The organism is Mycoplasma aquilae ATCC BAA-1896 (assembly GCF_048074525.1).
Taxonomy (GTDB): domain Bacteria; phylum Bacillota_I; class Bacilli_A; order Mycoplasmatales; family Metamycoplasmataceae; genus Mycoplasmopsis; species Mycoplasmopsis aquilae.
In genome coordinates, this window is the sequence record NZ_CP182208.1 from 328,738 (window position 1) to 350,458 (window position 21,721).

11 protein-coding genes are annotated in these 21,721 nt (G+C 29.7%); 9 read left to right on the top strand and 2 right to left on the bottom strand.

What is annotated here, in order from left to right; translation table 4 throughout:
* The first annotated feature begins 30 nt into the window (after positions 1-30).
* The 6 genes from ACM0IS_RS01545 to ACM0IS_RS01570 all read left to right on the top strand — a co-directional run bounded on the left by ACM0IS_RS01545 (position 31) and on the right by ACM0IS_RS01570 (position 5,564).
* A complete protein-coding gene (locus ACM0IS_RS01545) occupies positions 31-513 on the top strand; it encodes a hypothetical protein (RefSeq protein ID WP_416756536.1) in 483 nt (160 codons plus the stop codon).
* Positions 514-608: 95 nt separating this feature from the next.
* Positions 609-1,610, top strand: a complete 1,002-nt coding sequence (gene trpS, locus ACM0IS_RS01550; protein WP_416756537.1) for a tryptophan--tRNA ligase — start codon at positions 609-611, stop codon at positions 1,608-1,610.
* Positions 1,611-1,680: 70 nt separating this feature from the next.
* The gene (gene rsmD, locus ACM0IS_RS01555; RefSeq protein WP_416756538.1) at positions 1,681-2,226 is read left to right on the top strand and encodes a 16S rRNA (guanine(966)-N(2))-methyltransferase RsmD; all 546 of its coding nucleotides are present in this window, start codon (positions 1,681-1,683) and stop codon (positions 2,224-2,226) included.
* Positions 2,214-3,536, top strand: a complete 1,323-nt coding sequence (gene rlmD, locus ACM0IS_RS01560) for a 23S rRNA (uracil(1939)-C(5))-methyltransferase RlmD (protein WP_416756539.1) — start codon at positions 2,214-2,216, stop codon at positions 3,534-3,536. The genes rsmD and rlmD overlap by 13 nt, the downstream gene beginning before the upstream one ends.
* A gap of 101 nt (positions 3,537-3,637) precedes the next feature.
* Positions 3,638-4,069 (top strand): hypothetical protein, encoded by a 432-nt coding sequence (locus ACM0IS_RS01565; RefSeq protein WP_416756540.1) that lies wholly within the window; start codon positions 3,638-3,640, stop codon positions 4,067-4,069.
* Between the two features lie 40 nt (positions 4,070-4,109).
* On the top strand, positions 4,110-5,564 hold the full coding sequence (locus tag ACM0IS_RS01570) for a hypothetical protein (protein WP_416756541.1): 1,455 nt from the start codon (positions 4,110-4,112) through the stop codon (positions 5,562-5,564).
* A 45-nt stretch (positions 5,565-5,609) separates the two neighbouring features.
* Here the strand turns inward: ACM0IS_RS01570 and ACM0IS_RS01575 are convergent, their stop codons facing one another.
* Both ACM0IS_RS01575 and mnmG read right to left on the bottom strand, forming a co-directional pair.
* On the bottom strand, positions 5,610-6,044 hold the full coding sequence (locus ACM0IS_RS01575; RefSeq protein ID WP_416756542.1) for a 23S rRNA (pseudouridine(1915)-N(3))-methyltransferase RlmH: 435 nt from the start codon (positions 6,042-6,044) through the stop codon (positions 5,610-5,612).
* 44 nt (positions 6,045-6,088) lie between these two features.
* A complete protein-coding gene (gene mnmG, locus ACM0IS_RS01580) occupies positions 6,089-7,924 on the bottom strand; it encodes a tRNA uridine-5-carboxymethylaminomethyl(34) synthesis enzyme MnmG (protein WP_416756543.1) in 1,836 nt (611 codons plus the stop codon).
* Between the two features lie 342 nt (positions 7,925-8,266).
* Here mnmG and gap point away from each other — a divergent pair, with 342 nt between their 5' ends.
* The 3 genes from gap to ACM0IS_RS01595 all read left to right on the top strand — a co-directional run bounded on the left by gap (position 8,267) and on the right by ACM0IS_RS01595 (position 21,704).
* Entirely contained in the window at positions 8,267-9,268 is a 1,002-nt protein-coding gene (gene gap / locus ACM0IS_RS01585) for a type I glyceraldehyde-3-phosphate dehydrogenase (RefSeq protein WP_416756649.1), read from the top strand.
* A 255-nt stretch (positions 9,269-9,523) separates the two neighbouring features.
* Positions 9,524-19,651, top strand: coding sequence for a hypothetical protein (locus ACM0IS_RS01590; RefSeq protein WP_416756545.1), 10,128 nt, complete (start codon positions 9,524-9,526; stop codon positions 19,649-19,651).
* A 148-nt stretch (positions 19,652-19,799) separates the two neighbouring features.
* Positions 19,800-21,704: a hypothetical protein gene (locus tag ACM0IS_RS01595; protein ID WP_416756546.1), complete on the top strand. Its 1,905-nt coding sequence runs from the start codon at positions 19,800-19,802 to the stop codon at positions 21,702-21,704.
* Positions 21,705-21,721: the final 17 nt, after the last annotated feature.

Below are 21,721 nucleotides of genomic sequence, written 5' to 3' on the forward strand. Positions count from 1 at the left end.
AAAGTCGTATAATTATAAAAAGGAGTAAAAATGAATACAGATTTATATAATGGATATAAGAGAATTAAAGGGAATAATATTGCTTTTTTGGTCTTAACATTCTTATGTATATTTTTCTTTGTTCTGTGGTTAGTATTATTTGCCTTGAATAGTGTCAATATTGCAAACTCAATGGATGGGAATAATAATTCGACGCCTAATTTCGAAGATATCTTTGGAGGAGTACAACTAATTCCTTTTGTATTTGGAGTTATAACTTTAATTGCTTTAAGCATATGCATGATTTTAAATATTGTTTTTGTTTGCACCACTAATACAGTTGGTTCCCTTAATCAAAATCATGATTCTGCAAAAACTTTAACATGGGTTGGTTTTGGACTTACATTTTGCCTGCCAACAATAGGAAACATTATTTTAATTGTATCCGCATCTCAAGCAATGCATGCTGTAGCAAGTAATCAGCAAACTGCTCAACCAAAACCAAATACAAACAACTCAAACGATATTTTCTAGGAATAATTTAATCCCATAAAATCAATGTTTTATGGGATTTTTAATACAGAAAAAATTAAATTGATTATAATAAATTCATACTAATTAGGAGAACAATGAAACAAAGATTATTAAGTGGGATTAAACCTACTGGAGATTTAACATTAGGAAATTATATTGGAGCATTAAGAAACTTTGTGGCTTTACAAGATGAATTCGATTCATACTTTTTTGTAGCAGACTTACATGCCTTAACCACAGGGACAGTGGATCCAATTGAACTAAAAAAAGCCCGTAAAACAATAGTGGCTTTATATATTGCATGTGGACTAGATCCTGAAAAAGCAACTATTTTTTACCAATCACAAGTTAGCGAACACGCTATGATGCAATGATTATGTGCTTCAGAAACTACACTTGGTGAATTACAAAGAATGACACAGTATAAAGATAAAGCAACTAAGCTTAAGCAAGGAAACGGAACAAGCAAAATTCCAACTAACTTATTAATGTACCCAACATTAATGGCGGGAGATATTTTACTTTACAACCCTGATTTAGTTCCGATCGGTGAAGATCAAACTCAACACCTTGAATTAACTAGAAATATTGCTGAAAGATTTAATACTAAATATCACACTAGTTTCACTTTACCTGAAGGATACATTCCAAAAGTTGGAGCTAGAATTAAATCTTTAACCGATCCAAATAGTAAAATGTCAAAAAGTGAACATGGTACTAAATCAACAATATATTTACTAGAAAATCCACAACAAGCTTATAACAAAATTATGAAAGCTGTCACAGATTCAGAAGGTAAGGTTTATATTTCACCTGAAAAACCTGGAATCTTAAACTTATTAAACATTTATGCTGCTTTAAGTAATATTACATTACAAGAAGCTGAAGCTTTATTTAAAGATAAAGACTATAAAGAATTTAAAGAAGCTGTTGCTACAGTTGTTCGTGACTTATTAGTTAATATTCAAGCAAAATATGAAAGTGCCTTAAAAATAGCTGATCAAATCACTGACCAAGGGGCCCAAAAAGCTTCTCAAATTGCTTCATATAATCTAAATAAGCTAATGAAAAAAATGGGACTATATGCCAAAAAATAACTTGCAATTGCAAGTTTTTTTATATTTAAAACCAGCAAATTAAATGGCCTAAATTTGATAAAATTACAACATGTTAAGAATTATTGCAGGAAAGTACCGTGGGTACAAAATTGAACAGCCAGATGAAAAATATACTCGCCCAACCACAGATAAAGTGCGTGAAGCAGTCTTTTCATCACTACAATTTAAGCTTGAAAATGCAGCTTGCTTGGATTTATTTGCGGGATCAGGAGCTTGAAGTATTGAAGCTATTTCTCGAGGAGCTAGTTTTGTAACTTCGATTGAAAAAAATAAAGTGGTATTAAAAACAACTAAAGCTAATATTAATAAAATACCTGAAGCCAATAAGATTGAATTAATTAATGAAGATGCACTAGCTTTTTTAACTCATAGCAATAAGCAATATGACTTTGTTTTTATTGATGCGCCTTTTATTGAGTATGATTTAGTTTCAGCTTGCTTAGCTAAGCTAGTTGAAAAATCACTACTCAAAGAGGATTTTGAAATTATTGTTGAAACAGACAACTTTAGCAAAATAGCCTTGCCCGCTGGGTTAAAAGTTTATAAAAGCAAGAAATATGGAAAGATCGAGATACTATTTTTATGTCAAAACTAAATCAATATCAAAAGAATCAAATTATCGAGGTAACTTGTAGTGAATTAAGTTACGAAGGACTTGGAACCACTCGGGATGAAAATGGGTATGCTATTTTCACAAGTGATTTATTTCCAGGAGAAAAAGCTAAAGTGCAATTATTAAAAGTCAATAGCAAGTTTGCTTTTGCAAAAGTTATCAAGCTGCTAGTTCCTTCTTTAATGCGCAATGTTAAACAACAAGATTGCATTAATTCTGCTCCTTTAATTAATTTAAATTATCAAGAACAAATTAAATTTAAAGACAAATACTTAAACAAATTGTTAGCTTGAAATTTAGGACCAGAAGTACTTGAAAATTATGTTCCATTTACCCCTAGCCCAGTGATAAATAATTATCGTAATAAAGTACGTTATCCTTTTATTATTCAAGATAGCCAGCTATTTGTAGCTGAATATGATATTAAGTCCAATAATTTACATTTAGCAAACAATTTTAGTCAAAATAATCAAGCTATTAATCTAGCAATAAACTATTTATTAGACACATTAAATAATTATTACTTAGTTAATAATAAACAAAAGCACCTAGCTTTCTATGAAGAAATTACTTTGCGCGCTAATAAGCAAGATGAAATTTCATTAGCGCTAAAAATCAACTCTGATTATGATTTACCTGCTAAACTGCTAACTAAAATTCAACAATATCAAGCGATTGTGGATTTTAATATTATAAAGAAAGATAAAACCATTAACTTGTATAGTACTAAACCATTTACAATGGGATTAAATAATATGCAATTTAACTGCAATATAAATTCTTTTTTCCAAATTAATAGCACAATGGCAGGAATAATTTTTAACAAAATTCATGATATAGTTGACTCAATTCCGAGTCAAGTTCTTTTAGATGCTTATTGTGGAGTTGGAGTTATTGGACAACTAGTAGGTGGCTACAAGCAAATAATTGGAAGTGATATAGCTCCTTCTTCTATACTGGATGCGAAAATCAATGCTCAACATAACCGAATAAATGGACAATACTATGTTGGGGATTCGGGCACAATTTTTAAAAAGCAAGTTAAAAACTTACAAGATACAATTCTAATCTTAGATCCACCTCGCAGTGGAATTACTGAAGAATTTATTACATGAATTAAGCAAAATCAAATTCAGAATATAGTTTATATGTCTTGCGATCCGAAAACATTAGTCCGTGATTTAAAAGATTTAGCTTCAAATTACAATATCTCATATGTTCAAGGGTTTGATATGTTTCCAAATACTGCTCATATTGAAACAGTTGTCTTATTAAAAATCAAAAATAACTAAAAAGTTTTAAACATTAGAAGGTATTCTAGTGTTTTTTTGTTCTTCTTTTACTTTTTTAGTTCACTTTACATTATTTTTAATTTATATAATGAAAGGAAATAATGGAAACAGAATTAAAATTATTTGAAATTTACCAAATGAATGATGAAATTGGTAGCCTGATTGCACAGCAAGAACAAATTGAGTCTAATTATGTTATACCTATTTTAGTTTCAAGAACTGATATATTATTTTGCGAAGTTAAAAAAATCAAAACTTATCCTGAAAACGCTATTTGTAAACAATTATTAATTTATACCTGATCTCAGATCACTAACTACGTTGTTGAATTTAAAACTATTTATAAAATACCACTAAGAATTTTTATAGAGAAGTTTAGCAATATACATAATCAAATTATTGGGGAAAAAATAGCTGAAAGTAATGAGTTAGAACTACTTGATGCTTTTGTTCAAGTATTGGAGCAAAAGCTTAAGATCTCAAAACTTATCTCAATTAATATTAAGCCTAAAAGTAATAACAATTGTTACTAAAATAGTTGAAAAAAAAGTTTTTGTATTAAAATATTACCGTATGATTATAGACCAGAAAAAGAGAAAGTACAAAACAAACCAAACATTTGACAGTAATATTTGATTCTTACAAGAAAGACTACAACTGCTACATAGTGAAACAAGAAAACAACGCTTTGCAGTTTTTGTAGCTCAATTTATTTATCAAGCCTTATTTATCACATTCCTTGTACTAGGAATAGTTAATGCTTATAAAACACAAAATCAAGCTGTATATCAAACTTGATACACCTATATTATTGTCGCTGTATTAATTTTTGTATATTATAATTTTTGAATTTACATTAAGACCTACCAATTACACTATCGTTTAAAAGCAGTATTTAGCTCGCTAAAATATAATGCTAAAGAATATAACAAATTAATTAAGCTAGATTGATTTGTGACATTTTTACCTATTTCTAGCTTACTATACAAAACACTAGTATTGGAAAATCATCTAGTGCCTCAAAATAAGAATATTAATACTTTACAAGACCTTACAAATATTCGTTATTTAATTAATTTAACAAGTAATAGTAAGTTTACTAAAGTGATCCAAGATGAATTTACATTCTCAGTCCAAGACCTAACAATGTCAAGTGTCTTACTTGGACTATTCTTAATAATTACAACCTTAACAAAATTTACTGGATTATCTAAAGTTGGACTAAGCTTCGAATATGTCTTCTATATTATATTTGCCTTATTTTTCTCAACTTTTAAAGCTTCATTACTAGGATTAATAGCTGACTTTGCTTCACTACTATTTACTGGTGGAATTTGATCATGATTTTGAATGTATGCTATAGTACCGGTGGCAGTAGTATTGATTGCTAAAGCCTTTTTATGAATGTATAAAGCAAATACGAAAGTAGCTTCCTTAATTACAATTATTATATTAGTCATAATTTTTGCTGCTTTATTAAGTGCTACAGCATATGCTGCTTATTTACATAATATTGATCCAGATTCAGGAATATTAAAGAATTTCTTTGGTATTGATAAGAAAAATGGAAATGCAACAGGATGAAGAATTACTCGTACCTTTGGGGTTTCAACCTTATCTGATGCTGTAATTTGAAGCATGGTAGCATTAAGTGGAGTATTTTTAGCAATTGCTATAACACTTACTGCAATTATTTGAATTAAGATGCGCCACTTAAGCCAAGAGCAATTTAATTTGGTACCAAAGTTAGTCTTTGTTAAGAAATTATTAATCTCATTTGGCTTAGTTATCTCAGTTATTGTAATCGCAAGATGAATTTATGGACCATATGTTTATATTAACTATATGAATTACTTCAATGGAAAGAATTACTTGCTTCAAGATAAATACATCTATTTTATGATTCCGATTGTACTGCGTTCATTTATTTCAATTCCGATTTATACAGTACTATTAATCACTATTTATTCAACACTTGATTACTTTGATCAACGTGTTTTAAAACAAAAACGCAAAATTACTTATTAAGCCACAGCAGTGGCTTTTTTGTATTACAAAAAGAGGCACTAGCCTCTATTTGTGATAAGTAATATTATTGCGAATTGTAAATGCACGATAAATTTGTTCCGCGAGCATAACTCTAAAGAGTTGGTGAGGAAATGTCATTTTTGAAAAATTTATTTGATTTGGAAAGTAAGATTCAATTACACCATTTGAGCCACCGATAACAAAAGTTACATTATCAACATCTAAAAAGAGATTGCCAAATTCTTCACTTGAATATTGCTTACCTCTAAGAGATAGGTAAAATACTTTAGAATTCTTAGGAATCTTTTCTAAGATTAATTCAGTTTCTTTTTGTTTCTTTAACTCAATGTTTTCGATCTTTTGTTCTTTAATTTCGATGACATTTAACTTACAAAAATAGTTTATTTTCTTAGCATAGTCATCATAAAGAACTTTGAATTCCTTACTTAAGGATCCGACACAAATAATATTTAATTTCATTTTTCCTCCTGGAACAAGTGACTAATATTATTTGAAATTAGTCTCTATTTATTTCTAGTTTCGATATAAAACATCAACATTTGAATATCAGCAGGGTTAATTCCACTGATTCTAGATGCTTGGCCAATTGTTAAAGGTCTAATTTTAGCTAATTTTTGTTTTGCTTCAGTAGCGACATTAGGTACTTTATCATAATCAATATCTTGAGGTATTTTAAAGTTTTCAAGCTTATTCATTTTATTTGCTTCGGCTTGTTGCTTTTTAATGTAACCATCTAATCTAACCATAATGGTTAATTCATTTTTGAATTCATAGTCGCCAACTACTTCGCTAGCTTCAACATCTGGTCTAGCAAGTACTCTAAGAAGTGAAACACCATTTTCGACTCCGAGACGTTGAGCTAAAGGACTTTTTGAAGATAGATATGAATTAGCTAATTCATCAATTTTAGCTTGAATACTTGCGTATTTATCAACTACTTTTTGGTATTGTTCGTCAGATACTAGGCCAACTTCATTCCCATATTTAGCTAGTCTTAAATCTGGGTTATCATTTCTAAGTAATAAACGATATTCTGCTCTACTTGTTAGCATACGATATGGTTCCTTAGTTCCTTTAGTTACTAAGTCATCAATTAAGACGCCGATGTAAGCATCATCTCTTTTTAAAATTAAAGGTTCTTTATTTTCAAGTTTTCTTCCAGCATTAATTCCAGCCATTAATCCTTGAGCAGCAGCTTCTTCATATCCACTAGTTCCATTAATTTGACCAGCTGTAAAGATATTACTAATAACTTTAGATTCTAAAGAAGGAGAAATTTGTAATGGATTTAAGGCATCATATTCGATTGCATATCCTCATTTTTGAACTTTGCAATTTTCAAGCCCAGGAATTGTACGCAACATTAAGTCTTGCACTTCTATAGGCATAGAAGTTGACATTCCATTTACATAAATAATTGATCCATCTACTGTTTCAGGTTCAAAGAAGACTTGGTGACGTGGTTTATCTGAAAAACGCATTACCTTATCTTCAATACTTGGACAGTATCTTGGCCCAATTCCTTCAATTAAACCTGAATACATAGCTGAACGTCCAATGTTTTCACGAATAATTTCATGTGTTTTTTCATTGGTATAAGTTAGATAACATGAAATTTGTTTATCTAACTTAACATTTGATCTAGTTGAGAATGATAAATAAGTATCTTCTAAGTTTTCTTTTTCAACTTTAGAAAAGTCAATTGAATCAGCAAAAACTCTAGCAGGTGTTCCAGTCTTTAATCTTTGTAATTCAAAACCAAGTTTAGCTAAAGATTGAGAAAGCTTAGGAGTAGTTTTTTGGTTATCAGGCCCTGAAATTGTGATTTGATCACCTCTTAGGATACGAGAATTCATATAAGTTCCTGTTGTGATAACAAGTTCTTTAGCTTCTAAAATTTCTCCACTTTCAAGTCTGATTGCTTTAAATGAGTTATTTTCAACTAGAATTTCTTCGGCTACACCTTCAATTAAAGTAACATTTGGGTGTTTTTGTAAAGCTTCTAAGATAATTCTTGAATATTTTTCTTTATCAATTTGAGCTCTCATTGCTCTAACTGCTGGTCCTTTTGATTCATTTAACATTTTAATTTGAATCATTGCTAGATCTGAAAAATAACCTTGTACTCCTCCTAAAGCGTCAATTTCGCGAGTAATGATTCCTTTGGCTGGACCACCAATTGATGGGTTACATGGCATCATAGCAATCCGAGAAAGATCAAAGCTTATTAAAGCAACTTTATGCCCCATATTTGCTAAAGCAAAAGTTGCTTCAACTCCAGCATGACCTCCACCAATTACTATTGCATCATATTTATTATTTGAAACTGTTTTATTCATAGTTTTTATATTTTACTATTTTGAATTTAAATCGACATAAAAAAGTTAAGCATTTTTACCCCTATAATATAAGAAACTAGGGAATTTAGCTAACTTTTTGTCCAGATGATAAAAATGCTAATTAAATTAGTGCTAATATGACTTTTATTTATTGGCTGATTTTATAAAAGATAATATTTAGCTAAAAATTAATATACTTTTTTGACTTTTTGCTTTTAAGGGAGCAAAAAAATAAATTGAAAAGAAATAAAAAAACTGTAACTAGTTGTAAAAAAACTAATATAATATAACAGAACATAAAAAGGATACTTTTTATTAATAATTAAACTATTTGAAAGGAAGATTATGAAAAAAGTAGCAATTAACGGATTTGGAAGAATCGGAAGATTATTCTTACGTAGATTACTAGAAACTAAATCAACAGATATGGAAGTTGTGGCTGTTAACGACTTAACTGACCCAGCTACATTAGCACACTTATTAAAATACGATACAGCATACCACGCATTACCAGTAGAAGTTTCTGTTAAAGAAGGTGCAATTGTTGTAAATGGAAAAGAAATTAAAGTTTTATCAGAAAGAGATCCAGAAAACCTTCCATGAGGTGAATTAGGAATTGACCTTGTTGTTGAATCAACAGGATTCTTCACAAAACGTGAAGGTGCAGAAAAACACTTAAAAGCTGGAGCTAAAAAAGTTGTTGTTTCAGCACCATCTGACAAAGATGTTAAAACAATCGTTTACAATGTAAACCACAAAGAATTAAACTCAGAAGACAAATTAATCTCAGCAGCTTCATGTACAACAAACTGTTTAGCACCAGTTGTTAAAGTTCTTGTTGACAACTTTGGATTAAAATCAGGATACATGACAACAATCCACTCATATACAGCTGACCAAAGATTACAAGATGCTCCTCACAAAGATTTAAGAAGAGCTAGAGCAGCAGCTCAAAACATGGTTCCTACATCAACAGGTGCAGCTAAAGCTATTGGACTTGTAGTTCCAGAAGCAGCTGGAAAACTTGATGGGGTTGCAGTTAGAGTTCCTACAATTACAGGATCATTAGTTGATTTAACAGTTATGTTAGAAAAACAACCTACTGTTGAAGAAATTAACGAAGCTATGAAAAAAGCAGCAAGTGAAACACTTGAATTCTCAACATTACCACTTGTTTCTTCAGACATTATTGGACAACACCACGGTTCAATCTTTGACTCATTAATGACTTCAACAAAAGACACAGTTGATGGAAAAATGTACAAATTATACTCATGATATGATAATGAAATGTCATACGTTTCACAACTTGTTAGAACTGTAGAATACTTTGTAAAATTATAATAAGATATAAATACATGATTAGAAATTAGATCATTCCGGCGTGCATCAACAAAGGTGCACGCTTTTATTATTTATTCGCAATTTAATTAAAAATATGAATTAATGAATTTATTTTAAAATTTAAATACTTTTACGACTGAAAAATATAGAAACATAGAAATTTTTATTTTAAATCAAAATGTTATAATTATTTCAAAAATTATATAAAAATGTGCTTTTTTAAATCATTTTTTAGTTTAGTTTAAGGAGAAATTTATGAAAAAAACTAATGTCAAAAAACTTGTTATTCCAGTTCTTGGCGCGACAAGTTTAATTTTATCAACAACAGGTATTGTTGCTGCTGCACCGGGTACAACTACTAATAGCCCTGTTGTAAACTTTGGAGGTGATGACGAAGCGTTCTCTGGGAGTTATTCTCAAAACAATTTCATCAACATCCTTAATCAAAAAGACGGATCAAATAGTGAAAGTTCAGTATTTGGCAGCTTTTACTCATCAACAAATCAACCTCAGTTAGAATTTAATGCTAATCCAGTTTCTGAATGAGATGTATTTCAAAATAGAGGCAAATATTCAACGCATGATGGAACATTAAAGAACAGCCACTATGATGGAACTGTTTATTTACAAGAAATAACAGGTAATGTAAATGGAAACACAACTGCATTTCAAAGATCGGGAGCTCTAGTTAGAAAATGAAGAGCAACAATTAACAATTGATACATCCCAAGCCAACCTTGAGCAGACACAGATTCAAATCAATCAAATAGCTTTGCACCATATGCAAACAATTGAATCGGATTTGGGCTTGTCTTAACTCAAGACTTGCAACTTGTTAACAATTCATTAAAGATATCAGTTGTTTCAAGAAATGCACAACACCAAAATATGCCTAATTCTGATGGGGTTGTTGTAGTTAAGTCAAATGTGCAAAACGATGCTCCAGCAGCACTTAATGAGATATTTAACCAATTTTCTAACAATGCACAGCCAAACACATTTTACATGCCTAAAAACACAAACTCCTCAGAATTAGAAACATTTAACGTTTCTACTCAAACTACAAGTGTTATGTTTCCATTTGGCTATAACTTTTTTAATGGTGCGCAATCGCCATTAAGCAAGCTAATCCAAACATCTCCATTTAACTTCAATAACTTCCAATATAACACAATATATAATGGAAGCGATGCTAGTGCGATTGAAATTGCTAATGGACCTTTACAAGCAGGTTTACTTCCTCTATTTCCAAATTCAGCATTAGTAAATAACATTGCTAATATTGGAACAGCGCTCTTTGGGACAGTAAGCTTAGATAGCTACTATAATAGTGCAAGTAAGCAACCAGCAATTGTCATAGAATTCGAAACTATTAATAGTCAAGTACAATCTCAAACAGGATATTCATTTACTTCTCCAGGAAATAGTGGAATATCAGCCTTTATATCACTTGCAGGTTCAGGAAATGATGTTAATAATGGGTTTGTTGCAGCACACTCTCTATCATTCAAGAGATCACAATACAGACAAATTAACGTTCAAATAAACGAAAAAACAATTAATTCATGAGTTGGCTTCCAAAATAAGACGACAAATAACTACATTGCCAAAGGATATGGATATGAACTATGATATGGTGATAACAAATTAGGTTATGTCCCTGCTGATGTTGTTGATAAAGCTAAAGAACAAGGATATGATCCAGCAAGAAAAGAATTTAAAATTAATTTAAAATTTAATGTCGACATTTCGAAATTACCTACAGAAATGCAGCAATCTTATAGCGGATTCATGGACCCTAATAAATTAGCTATAAAGAAAGTGTACAAAGACCCTAACCAAGCTGCGTTTTTCACAGTTAGCAGATTCCCATTTGAGTGAGATTCTCAACCTGACAATGATGGTCAAAATTTAGGTGGGATCTCATTAAATCCCAACTCACTTAAAGAAAAAGGAACCATTGAATTCAATGATTATACACAATGATTGGGTTCAGGCTCAAGTCGTTTAGGTTATGACAAATTAATGGTCTTAAATAATATCACTGCTCAAAAGCAATCAAACACAGCAGCACCTTCTGGTTCTATTTACCAAGGGGAAAAATATTCTTACTCTAATACTGTATTGTTAAGCAACCAAATAAGCCCATTTAATGATGCTATTTACAATGACTGACAAGCAAATGATTTTACTTCTGGATTTTGAGACATCAAATTAAATGATGTTAAACAAGGTATTTTTGATATAAAAAATGCTCTCAATGCCTTACCATCAATGAATAATGTTGTTGCTTACGCAACAAATCCTGATGCTGATTCACAAAGCAATGCATCAACTAAACAAGCTTTAACATTAAATAGTTTTACATCAGGAAATAATGATACTAATTATTATTCAGCATATTTATTAGCAGATGATGCCACAAGAAAAGCATTTATGCAAGCATACAATGCAATTAATGAGTGAGAAAATAATTCTACACCTAATTTTGTTACTGAAGGCGATACAATAGTTGATAAAAACAATGTTGCCCAAAACTTTAAAACTTACGTGCAAAATATTAAGGAACAAGAAAAACAATTGCTTAATTATAAAGGAATTGGATTTAATGAAGGGGAATCTTTAACTGCTAAACAGTTCATTGATGAAGCATTTTTATTAATTGATAATGCTCCATTATATACAATTCAATACAAATCAGCTTTCAAAGATATTATCTTACAACAAACAAGTAGAGAAGATGTAATAAAATATGTAAACGCAATAGTAAATCTAGCGAATAAATATAATACAGCAAAATCTACATATGAAACATATCTTCCTGTTTCTACCAGCAATGAATATGTTAACATTCAAAACAGCAAAGATAGTTCATATAATGCTTTCGTTTTTTCATTAAACGAAATGAAGGGTTTACTAGATTCGTTTTCTAACTACCAACAAACAAGCGTTAATAGTTCTATTATTGGTGCAAAAACTTTAATTAACTTAGATGCTAAGATTAATCCTAATAATATTGTTGAAAAATATCAATCAATTATTTCTGATATAACAGCAGCAATAGGAAAAATTAATGGCTTAGTAAATGTTCCGGCAAATGATAAACAGTCATATATAAATAAACTATGAGACCTTGTTAAAAATGATGGACCTTATGGCGAAAAATATAGATTATTAGCAAATTATGCTGCTAGAGAAGCAAAAATTGCTATGGTTGTTAATACAGCTAAAATGCAAGATCTATTGCTTCAAAAGAATAAAGACGTTGCAGCATTTGCACAAAAGTTTAATTTAAATTTCTCATCATTTAAGTATACAAATAATATCTCTAAATCTGTTCATGAAGTTGATGTACCCGTTTCTAATGGAACATCAACAGCAACAATTATTACATATGAGGACATTCATCCAGATTTACCTTTTGTAATGAATGGAAGCAAAAAGATATATATTATTCCAAACACCACAGTAGAATCTGCATCAGTTAATTACCACTGACAAACAGCTGCTTTTGACTATATAGTTTTTAATAAAAAGTTTTCAGAACAATCAGAAACATTTACAAAAATTAATCAAGAAGAAACGACACAATTATCTTCATATCTATTCGAAAACTTTGTTAGTGCTTTATCTTACAATAGTGGAGTGCTTTTAACTGAGCAACAAGTTAATGACTTCTATAACAATAGAATAGCATTATTAAACACTTTTATAACTCAATTAGAGGAACTAAATTCAGCATACAGCTCAACAGCAGATACAAGAATTAATAAAGCTCAATATAATTTCTACCTTAAGAAATTTATCGATCTAATTTTTACTCAATCAAACACAAATGTTAGCACGCAAATCACTGATGGTATTCGTCAAATTAATGGCGAAGTAGCCCAATTAAAAGTCTCAATGGCACAATTGAAGAAAAATTTAAGTACATATATATTACCTAAATCAAATGCTAATTCAGATAATAATTTTGCTCCAAATCCAGAACAAAATGTATTTCAAAATGGACAATTTTATGGTTTAGGTAATCTAGACAAATTTGCACTATTATATGAGGACAAATACACATTTAAAATGCCGGAAAATAATGGTAAATTAATTGCATTAATTACTACGGCATTGCAAGTTCTTGAAATTTTACCTTCTAATATAAATGAAATAGCTAATGGTCAAGGTGAAGAAGCGCAATTAGTTGCTGCAAGAACAGGGCTCAATTTACCATCCGTTTTAAGAATGACAGTGTTCGATACCCAAACACCATACAATTGATTTGTATACGACAAAGATCAAATATTAAAATTAAAAGATGCAATAGCAGACACAGCAAACTCATTAGATGGAAGATACAATGCTTTAACAAATTATTTTGAATATGCAGTTAATAAATACTTTTCATCAATTAATGATAAGAATCGTCCATTAATTCTTGATGCAGCTTCTACTTTTGAAAAATTTACTAAATTACTGAAAATCCCTGAAAAAGCTGATTACAGAATGGAAAATGATTCTATTTATTACAAGAATATAAGCAATTTTATTGGATCCTTAGCAAAAAATGAAATTAATTCATTAAGCAATTTATCACAAGAAGAAAAAAGCACATTTAATAAGCAAATATCTAACGGTTCTGACACTATAGACTTTTATTCTCTAATTGGAGGAAGACAAGACCAACCTCAATGATTATGAAAAGTGCAAGCTATTTTATATCAAGCTGCTCAAATTAATGAATACAAACAAGGAATCATTGATAAATTAGCAACCAACTATCCTTCATTAAACCGATTCCAAATTGATTCAATTACAAACACTATTAAAGAATGAAACTTAGTAGATTCTTCAAAATGAAATATTACAAATGAGTCAGAGGCAATGCCAAGCAAATATTCTGAACTTAATAAAACATTACATTTAACTGCTAGTCCAGAACAACTTTCAAATATTTCTGGTGCCAACGAACAAATGGCTGCTTTAAGAAAATTCTATGCGGAAAAATTAGCGCCATTAAACATTGATACCCCTAATGAATCAGAGCTTTTAAAATTAGCAGCAAATCGTGATGAATTCATGAAACTTTACAACCCATTTAAAGATCCTGATCAAATAAAAGAAATTGATTGAAGTGGAATAAACAAAATTTGAGTAAACATAAAAGAACAATATGATAAATTAAACGGATTTAATGTTAAATTGCAAAATGATATCAATGGTGTTGACAGCTCAATTAAAGATTTTGTAACTCAAACTGAATTTAGTAAAACAACTGATATCTCTAAATTGCCTATTATTCCTAGTCTAGAAGAATACAATAAACAATATAAAGTTATTTTAGGTAACTTAGCAAATGATGTAAAAGGTAAAATTAATGCTCAACCTAATTTAACAGATGCACAAAAGAAGGCATATGCAAGCAATATTGAAACAGTTGTAAATAAACCTGAAGCAAAATTTAATGATTTAAAAACCACATTTGATGGTGTAAATCAATTAAATACAACAATGGGTAGTCTCAAAGCTCAATGAACAGAAGCTGTTGCATTTGCAAGAGATAATGAAAACAAATTAAAAGCTTTAAATTCAAAAACTAAGAGTGATTTTGAAACTGCATTAGCACAAGCAAATACTGTTTTTGCTCCTTATTCTGAAGAAAATGCTATAGTTCAAAATATTTCTAACTCAGCTGCTCAAGAATTAACAACTAAATTAAGTGCATACATCCAACAATTAACAAAAGAAATTTTAGATAATGAAAAAGAATTAATTATCAAACAAATAAATGATACATTAGCACCTATTAATGAACAATCATCAGCAGAAATGCAACAAGCAAAAAGTGATTTAACTAAAGGACTAAGTACAGACAATACTCTTGAAGATTTAAAAGGCAAATTACAAAAAGCAAAAAACATTGTAGCTGCTAAACCTATTTATGAAGCAATTAAATCTGCGCAAAATTCAAATGACAAGTCAGAGGATGTTACATCTGCAATATCTACAGCACAACAAGAATTAGATAAACTTGTTAATCAAGAGGAAACACCAGCAAAAGAAACTGTTCAAAAAGTTGCTGATGATTTAAACAATGCAGTTAAATTAAGCGAGCTAAAAAATCAAATTGCAGCAGCACAAAAAGTTCAAAATCCTTCTCAAGAACTTACTGATGCAATAAACACGGCTCAAAGTGTTGCCAATAATAAAGAAACAAACAAATATGATGCACAAATAGCAGCTTTAAAAGATGCTATGAAGAAGGAACCACTTTACAAAGCTATTGCAAATGCTCAAAAAGAAAATGAAACATTAAAGGATCCTTCATTAACTTCAGCAATTCAAAGTGCTCAAAAAATAGCTAATTCAAATGATTTATCTGATCAAGACGTCCAAAAAGCTGTTAAAGCACTAAATGACGAATTAGCTAAAGCAAAAGGAAACAAAGAATTAATTGATCGTCTAAGTAAAGCAATAACAGCAGCAGAAAACCAAAATAATGGTACTCCAACAGGTCTATTACACGATTTAATTGAAAGTGCTAAGAAAATAGTTGCACAGGGTCCTTCAGCTAATGCAACTGAAATCTCTAAGGCAACAAAACAATTAGAATATGCAACTGAATTAGATAAATTAATCAAAGTAAATACACAATCTCAAGCTAAAGTTGCTCAAAATAATAGATCAAGAGAAATGAATTCAAATATTACTGATGTAGATGGATTTATTAATGCTTGAACTGAACAAATTAATAACAATATTTCAGCTCTACCTACTTTCGAATCTAATGCAGAATTTAAAGATAATGTTAATGCAAAAATCGCTAAAACATATCAAACTACAAACGCAAATGATCTATATAAAACAGCTGACGAATTAACAGCTGCTAATCCAGAACCATTTACCAAAGATTTAAAACCATACTTTAATAACTTTGCTAAGAATGCTAGTGAACTATATAATCAAATTCCTGCTTCAGTTTCAAATGATAAATTTGATCTAAATGCTGGTACAAACGCACAAGCTTTATCAAATGCATTAAATGCAAATGCAAATTACTATGAATTAGCAAAACTTGTTGAACAAGCAAAAGAAATCAAGGAAAATGAACAATCTCAAGCATTAAAAGATGCTTTAGCTGATGCAAACACAATTTTAGGGGTTAAAAACAGTGAATTAACTGTTGCTGCTAACAGCGATCTTAATAGTACATTTAATCCTATTGTCAACACCCTAAAACAAACAAACTTAAAAGACAAAACAAATAAGGCAAATGAACTTTTAGCACAAGCAAAATCAGATTTAGCTAGTGCAATAAATAAAAATGCATTAACAAATAGTCTTGCAAACGCAAAAGAAATTATGGGATTATTAAATGATGGAAAGATTGTTATCCCTGAAAATGATAAGAATATAGAGTTGTCTATTGAAGAAAGAAAACAACAACTTCAACAAGCTATTACAAATGCTACACAAGCATTAAATACTAACCCTGAGCAATCTCAAGCCTTCTATAATAATGCTGCAAATGAACTAGATAAGGCTAACTTAATTGCTAAAGAATTAATTAGAAAATTAAAAGAAACTTTAAATTCCGAAGTTACTAATGCTCAAAAAATTTCTCCTGAATATGCTGAATTAACAAATAGCATTAAGACAGCTGAAGAATTAATTAAAGCTCCTACTTCTACAGCAGCAGCTTTAGTCAACGCAATTTATGACTTGAAGAAATTAGAAGCTAAGGCTAAGTTAAATAATGCAATTAATTCTGTACCAGAAGAATTAGCAAATTCAAGCTCATATAAAGAACTAGCCCTTGCTCCGGCTCAAACAGTATTAAATAATCCAAACTCAACAATTGAAGATTTCAATAATGCTACAAGTAAATTAGATAGCGATAAAAATAAGGCTCCATTATTTAACGCCTATGACCAAGCAATTAAAGCTTCAACTCCTGTAGATCCTAAACTCGCTTCAGCAATTGAACAAGCTAAAACAATCTTAACTGATCCAAATAATGAATATTTAACAGCCAATAAACAATTCTTCGAAGAAAAAGCAAAAGAGTTAATTAAATTACTAAGCAACAATAACTTAAATAATTTAGTTAACAAGGCTGAATTAGTTCAACCTAAATCAGCTCAATTGACAGATGCATTAGAAAAAGCTAAAAAGGCACAAGAAACAATTGAAACAAATACAGCAGAGCAAAATCAAACTGCTATTGATGCTTTACAAGATGCCTTAAATAAAAATACACTTCAAAATACTATTTCAAATGCTGAAAAATTATTAAATAGCTTCACTCCTAAAGAAGGACAACAAGCTACTGAAGAAAGTACAAAGAACAAGAATGCACTTGAAAATGCTATTCAAGTAGCAAAAGCAGCTTTAACTAGTCCAAGTAACTCAACAGAAGAACAATTTAATACAGCAGTGGGAGAACTACAAAAAGTTGTTACTGCTTCTGATAAAGTTTTATCTGATGCAAAGAATGAATTAGTAAAACAAGCTAAAGAATTAAACCAAAAAGTGCAAGATGGAACATTAAAACCATCTGCTGGATTAAGCGCTGCAATCCAAAAAGACTTAAATCCAAGTGAAACAGATAATTATTTAGATTACGTACAAGCTAAAAAAGAATTAACTTACTTACAAGATTCTAATAATTTAGCAAATGCTATTAATTCTATGCCACAATTAGATCCAAACATTTCAGGAATTAATACTACAAATATTTCACAAGCATCTCAAAATACATTAGCTAATAAAGAATTAGCAGCTAAAGACTATGGTGCTCAAGCTGATAAGCAAAATGCTTTAAATGATGTTATTAATGCAGCTAATAATATTCAAAAATTAGACTCATTAAACCAAGCTCAAAAGAATAACATTTACAATGCATTACAAGAAGTTCTAAATAATCAAGGTACTAAATCTCTTACTGATGTACAAAATGAAATTAATAAAATTTCTCAAGATGCTAATGCCTTAAATGAAGCTATGAAAGAATTAAGAAATACTTATAATTCAATTTCTCCAGCATTAAAAGAATTACCATTATCATCTATAAATTACACTTATGCTGATGATGCATTGCAAAATGCTTATAATACTGCTCTAACTTCAACCAAAAATGTTACAGCAAATCCAGGAACTGTATTAGGAACAAACCAAGCTCAAGATGTAACTGAATTAAATAAACAATTAAAAGAAGCGCTAACAGCATTGAATGGTAATAACAATTTTGCAAAAATTAAATCAGACGCTGAAGCTGAAATGAAATCATTAAATGATTCATTAAACAGTAATCAATTCTTTAATGCTCCTACAGCATTACAAAACAAATACAAAGATGCTTTAAAGAAAGCACAACAAGCCTTAAATGATGTTACTGCTATGACTAGTGCAACTGACAAAACTAAGACAGCTACACTAGAAAGTGCTTTAGCAGATGCAAAAGAATTACAAGCTGAAATCAATAAGTTTAGTAATGAGAAATTTAATGATGGAACTAAAGATGTGCCAGAAATCCAAGATGTTTTAAACAATCTGCCATTTATTTCTCCTTCTGAAAAAGAAACACTTAAAAATGAGTACAACAATACAACAAATTACAATGATGCTCAAGGTGTTATTTCAAAAGCAAAACAACTAAATGATTCACTAAGCAAACAAGCTTCAAGTCTTAATGATAAAGTAAATGCATTAGTAAATAACTTACCAAATATTAATAAGCAAAACTTAACTGATGCAATGAATCAACTAAAAGACTTAAAAGATAAAGTTGCGCCAGATCAATTACAAAATGCAAGTGATTTATTAAATGCAATTAATGATATTGATGCTTTAAACCAAGCTTTAGCTGCTTATGAAAAAGCTAATGTGCATTCAGAAAATTATGATGCTACATTAAACAATTTACAATCTGCTATAGCTAAAATGCAAGCATTTTCTAATAAACAATCTGACAACCCATTATTTACTAAAGTACAAGAAACAGCCAATAAGCTTATTGCACAAGGCAATGGATTAATAAAATTAGTAAATTCATTGATTAATAATGACAAAGAACAATTCCAAGAAGCAATTAATACTCTTGAACAATCTTCAAAAGGTCAAACATATAAAGAATTTGGAGATGTTGTTAATAACAATGACTATTTTGGAATACTTTCTACAGCTAAAAATAAATACACTAATAAACAAGCTAAAGATTTATTAAACATTTTAAGTTCATCTGCATACAATAAGATGCCAAATGTAGTAACTTCTACAATGTTAAAAGATATTAATACTACTGCTTCATTCCCATGATGAGCTTACTTATTAATTGTTAGTGGTACATTATGAATAGTTGGAATCATTACTTTTGCATTTAGAAAAAAATAATAGAAACTTACTTAATATCCACGAAATGTCAACATTAATGTTGGCATTTTTTGCCTTTTTAGCACCAAATCCATTTTAAATATGGCTAAGTTTGTTTTATAATTATTTATAAAATATAAAAAACAAAAATATGTAAAGGAAATAAAATATGACAAAGCACAAAAAGAAAAAGATATTATTTATTGCAATAGGTGCAATTCTTGCTGCTGGGCTTATATCTGGCATTGCAGGAGGTACAGTTGCTAACCAAAAGAATAAACAATATAAATCAGAACGCGAGCAAAAAATTAATAGTTTAAAACAAATTAACCCAGTTAACTTAAAAAATGAATTAGAAAGTCTTACAAACCTTCCACAAGCTTTGTTGCTAGCTAAAAATAATTTGATTACTGAATTAACTAAACTAAATGATGTTCATAACAATGCTGATAAATATTCAAACGATCAAATTGCTATGTTACTACAAAAATATAATAATGCAAATACTGAATGAGTAACAAATGCGACAACTTATTTAGTTATGGCATTGGCTTATATAAAAAATGATATTAATACACTAACCCCTAATGGTACATTATATAATTCCCTAAGCAGTTTGGCTAAAACAACACAAGCTTTTGAACTTTCTTATCAAAACGAGCAAGTTAGTCAAAAACTTTCTAATTTAAATAAGGTTAAAACTAATTTAATGAATGAAAATCTTTCAATGATTAATAAGCTAAAATCAGTCCAAGAAACTGGTGTTCCAAATGACAAAGAATTAATTAGCTTTGTCAATGAAACATTGAATAGTGGCATAAATTCAACTGGCCCAGTACAATATGCTATAGAGCAAATAAACGCTTCATTAGCAGCAAATAGTCAAACAGCTGCTCAAACAATTTCTGATGTAGAAGCACAGGCTTTAGCGAAAGGTGCTGAGATTATAAAAACTGCTGATGAATTAAATAATTTAAAGAAAAATATTTTCGAATTATTAGACTACTTAAAACAACAAAATATGCAAAACTCAGTAACTACTTTTAAAACATTAGACATTTCGTTACGTAATTATGCAGATAAAAATGCTAAACTTAAGATCCAAATAAATAGTGATCTTTTAAACTATAGACGTGCTGAGGCACGAAAAGAATTAGAAAATTTAATTAATTCTCCAACATACAGTACCTTATCTTCAAATATTGCAAATGAAAATTTTGATGCAATGCTACCTGCTAATATAGTTGCTTTAAAAAATGATTTTGTTACTAATGAAAAAGAAGCTAAAAGCACCCTAAAAACAATTGATAATTACACTCCACAACAAATTGCATCGCAAAAACAAGCATTAAATGATGCTAGCCAAGCCATAAATAATGCTATTTCAAACTATGTGGATTTAATGGCTCAAAATGTTGAAATTAACGCTAAACAACTATCAAAAGATGGCGATACGGTGTTTGGCACAATCAAAAAAGACTATTCACCATCAGGAGTATTTGATCAACTTTATGCAAAATATAAAATTACAGAAAGCGTTACAAAATTATCACAAATTAAAGAGATTTTAGCAAACACAAAACTAACAAGTCTGGAAAAATTCCTTCAAGCGCAACCATTATGACTAGAATGTAATAAATCTGTAGCACAATTTATTTCAGACCCGCAATTTGGAATTCTGGATCAAGAACATACTAATCTGAATGCTATTTTAAAATTAGCTGTAGAAGGAGTTATTAATAATGATTCAGCTGCATTAAACCAATTCTTTGGTGGTAAAAAAATCACTGCTGATGAATTCAATCTCTTACTTAAACAAAATAAAATAATTGCTGCTGCTAATAATATTGCAAATACACAAATTAAAGTTAATGACTTTATTAAAAACTTATATGATGCCACAAAAGAAAATACTTTTATTTCATATGCACCTCTTAATGAATTATTAAAATTAACTGCCCAATACTGAAATGAATTACTACAAAAAACTTTAAGAGAAGAAGTTCCAGTAGTAAGAAAACTTCTTGCACAAAAAAATAATGAATCTAATGAATCCTACGTTTCCCAGCAGTAGCATAATAAAATAAACCA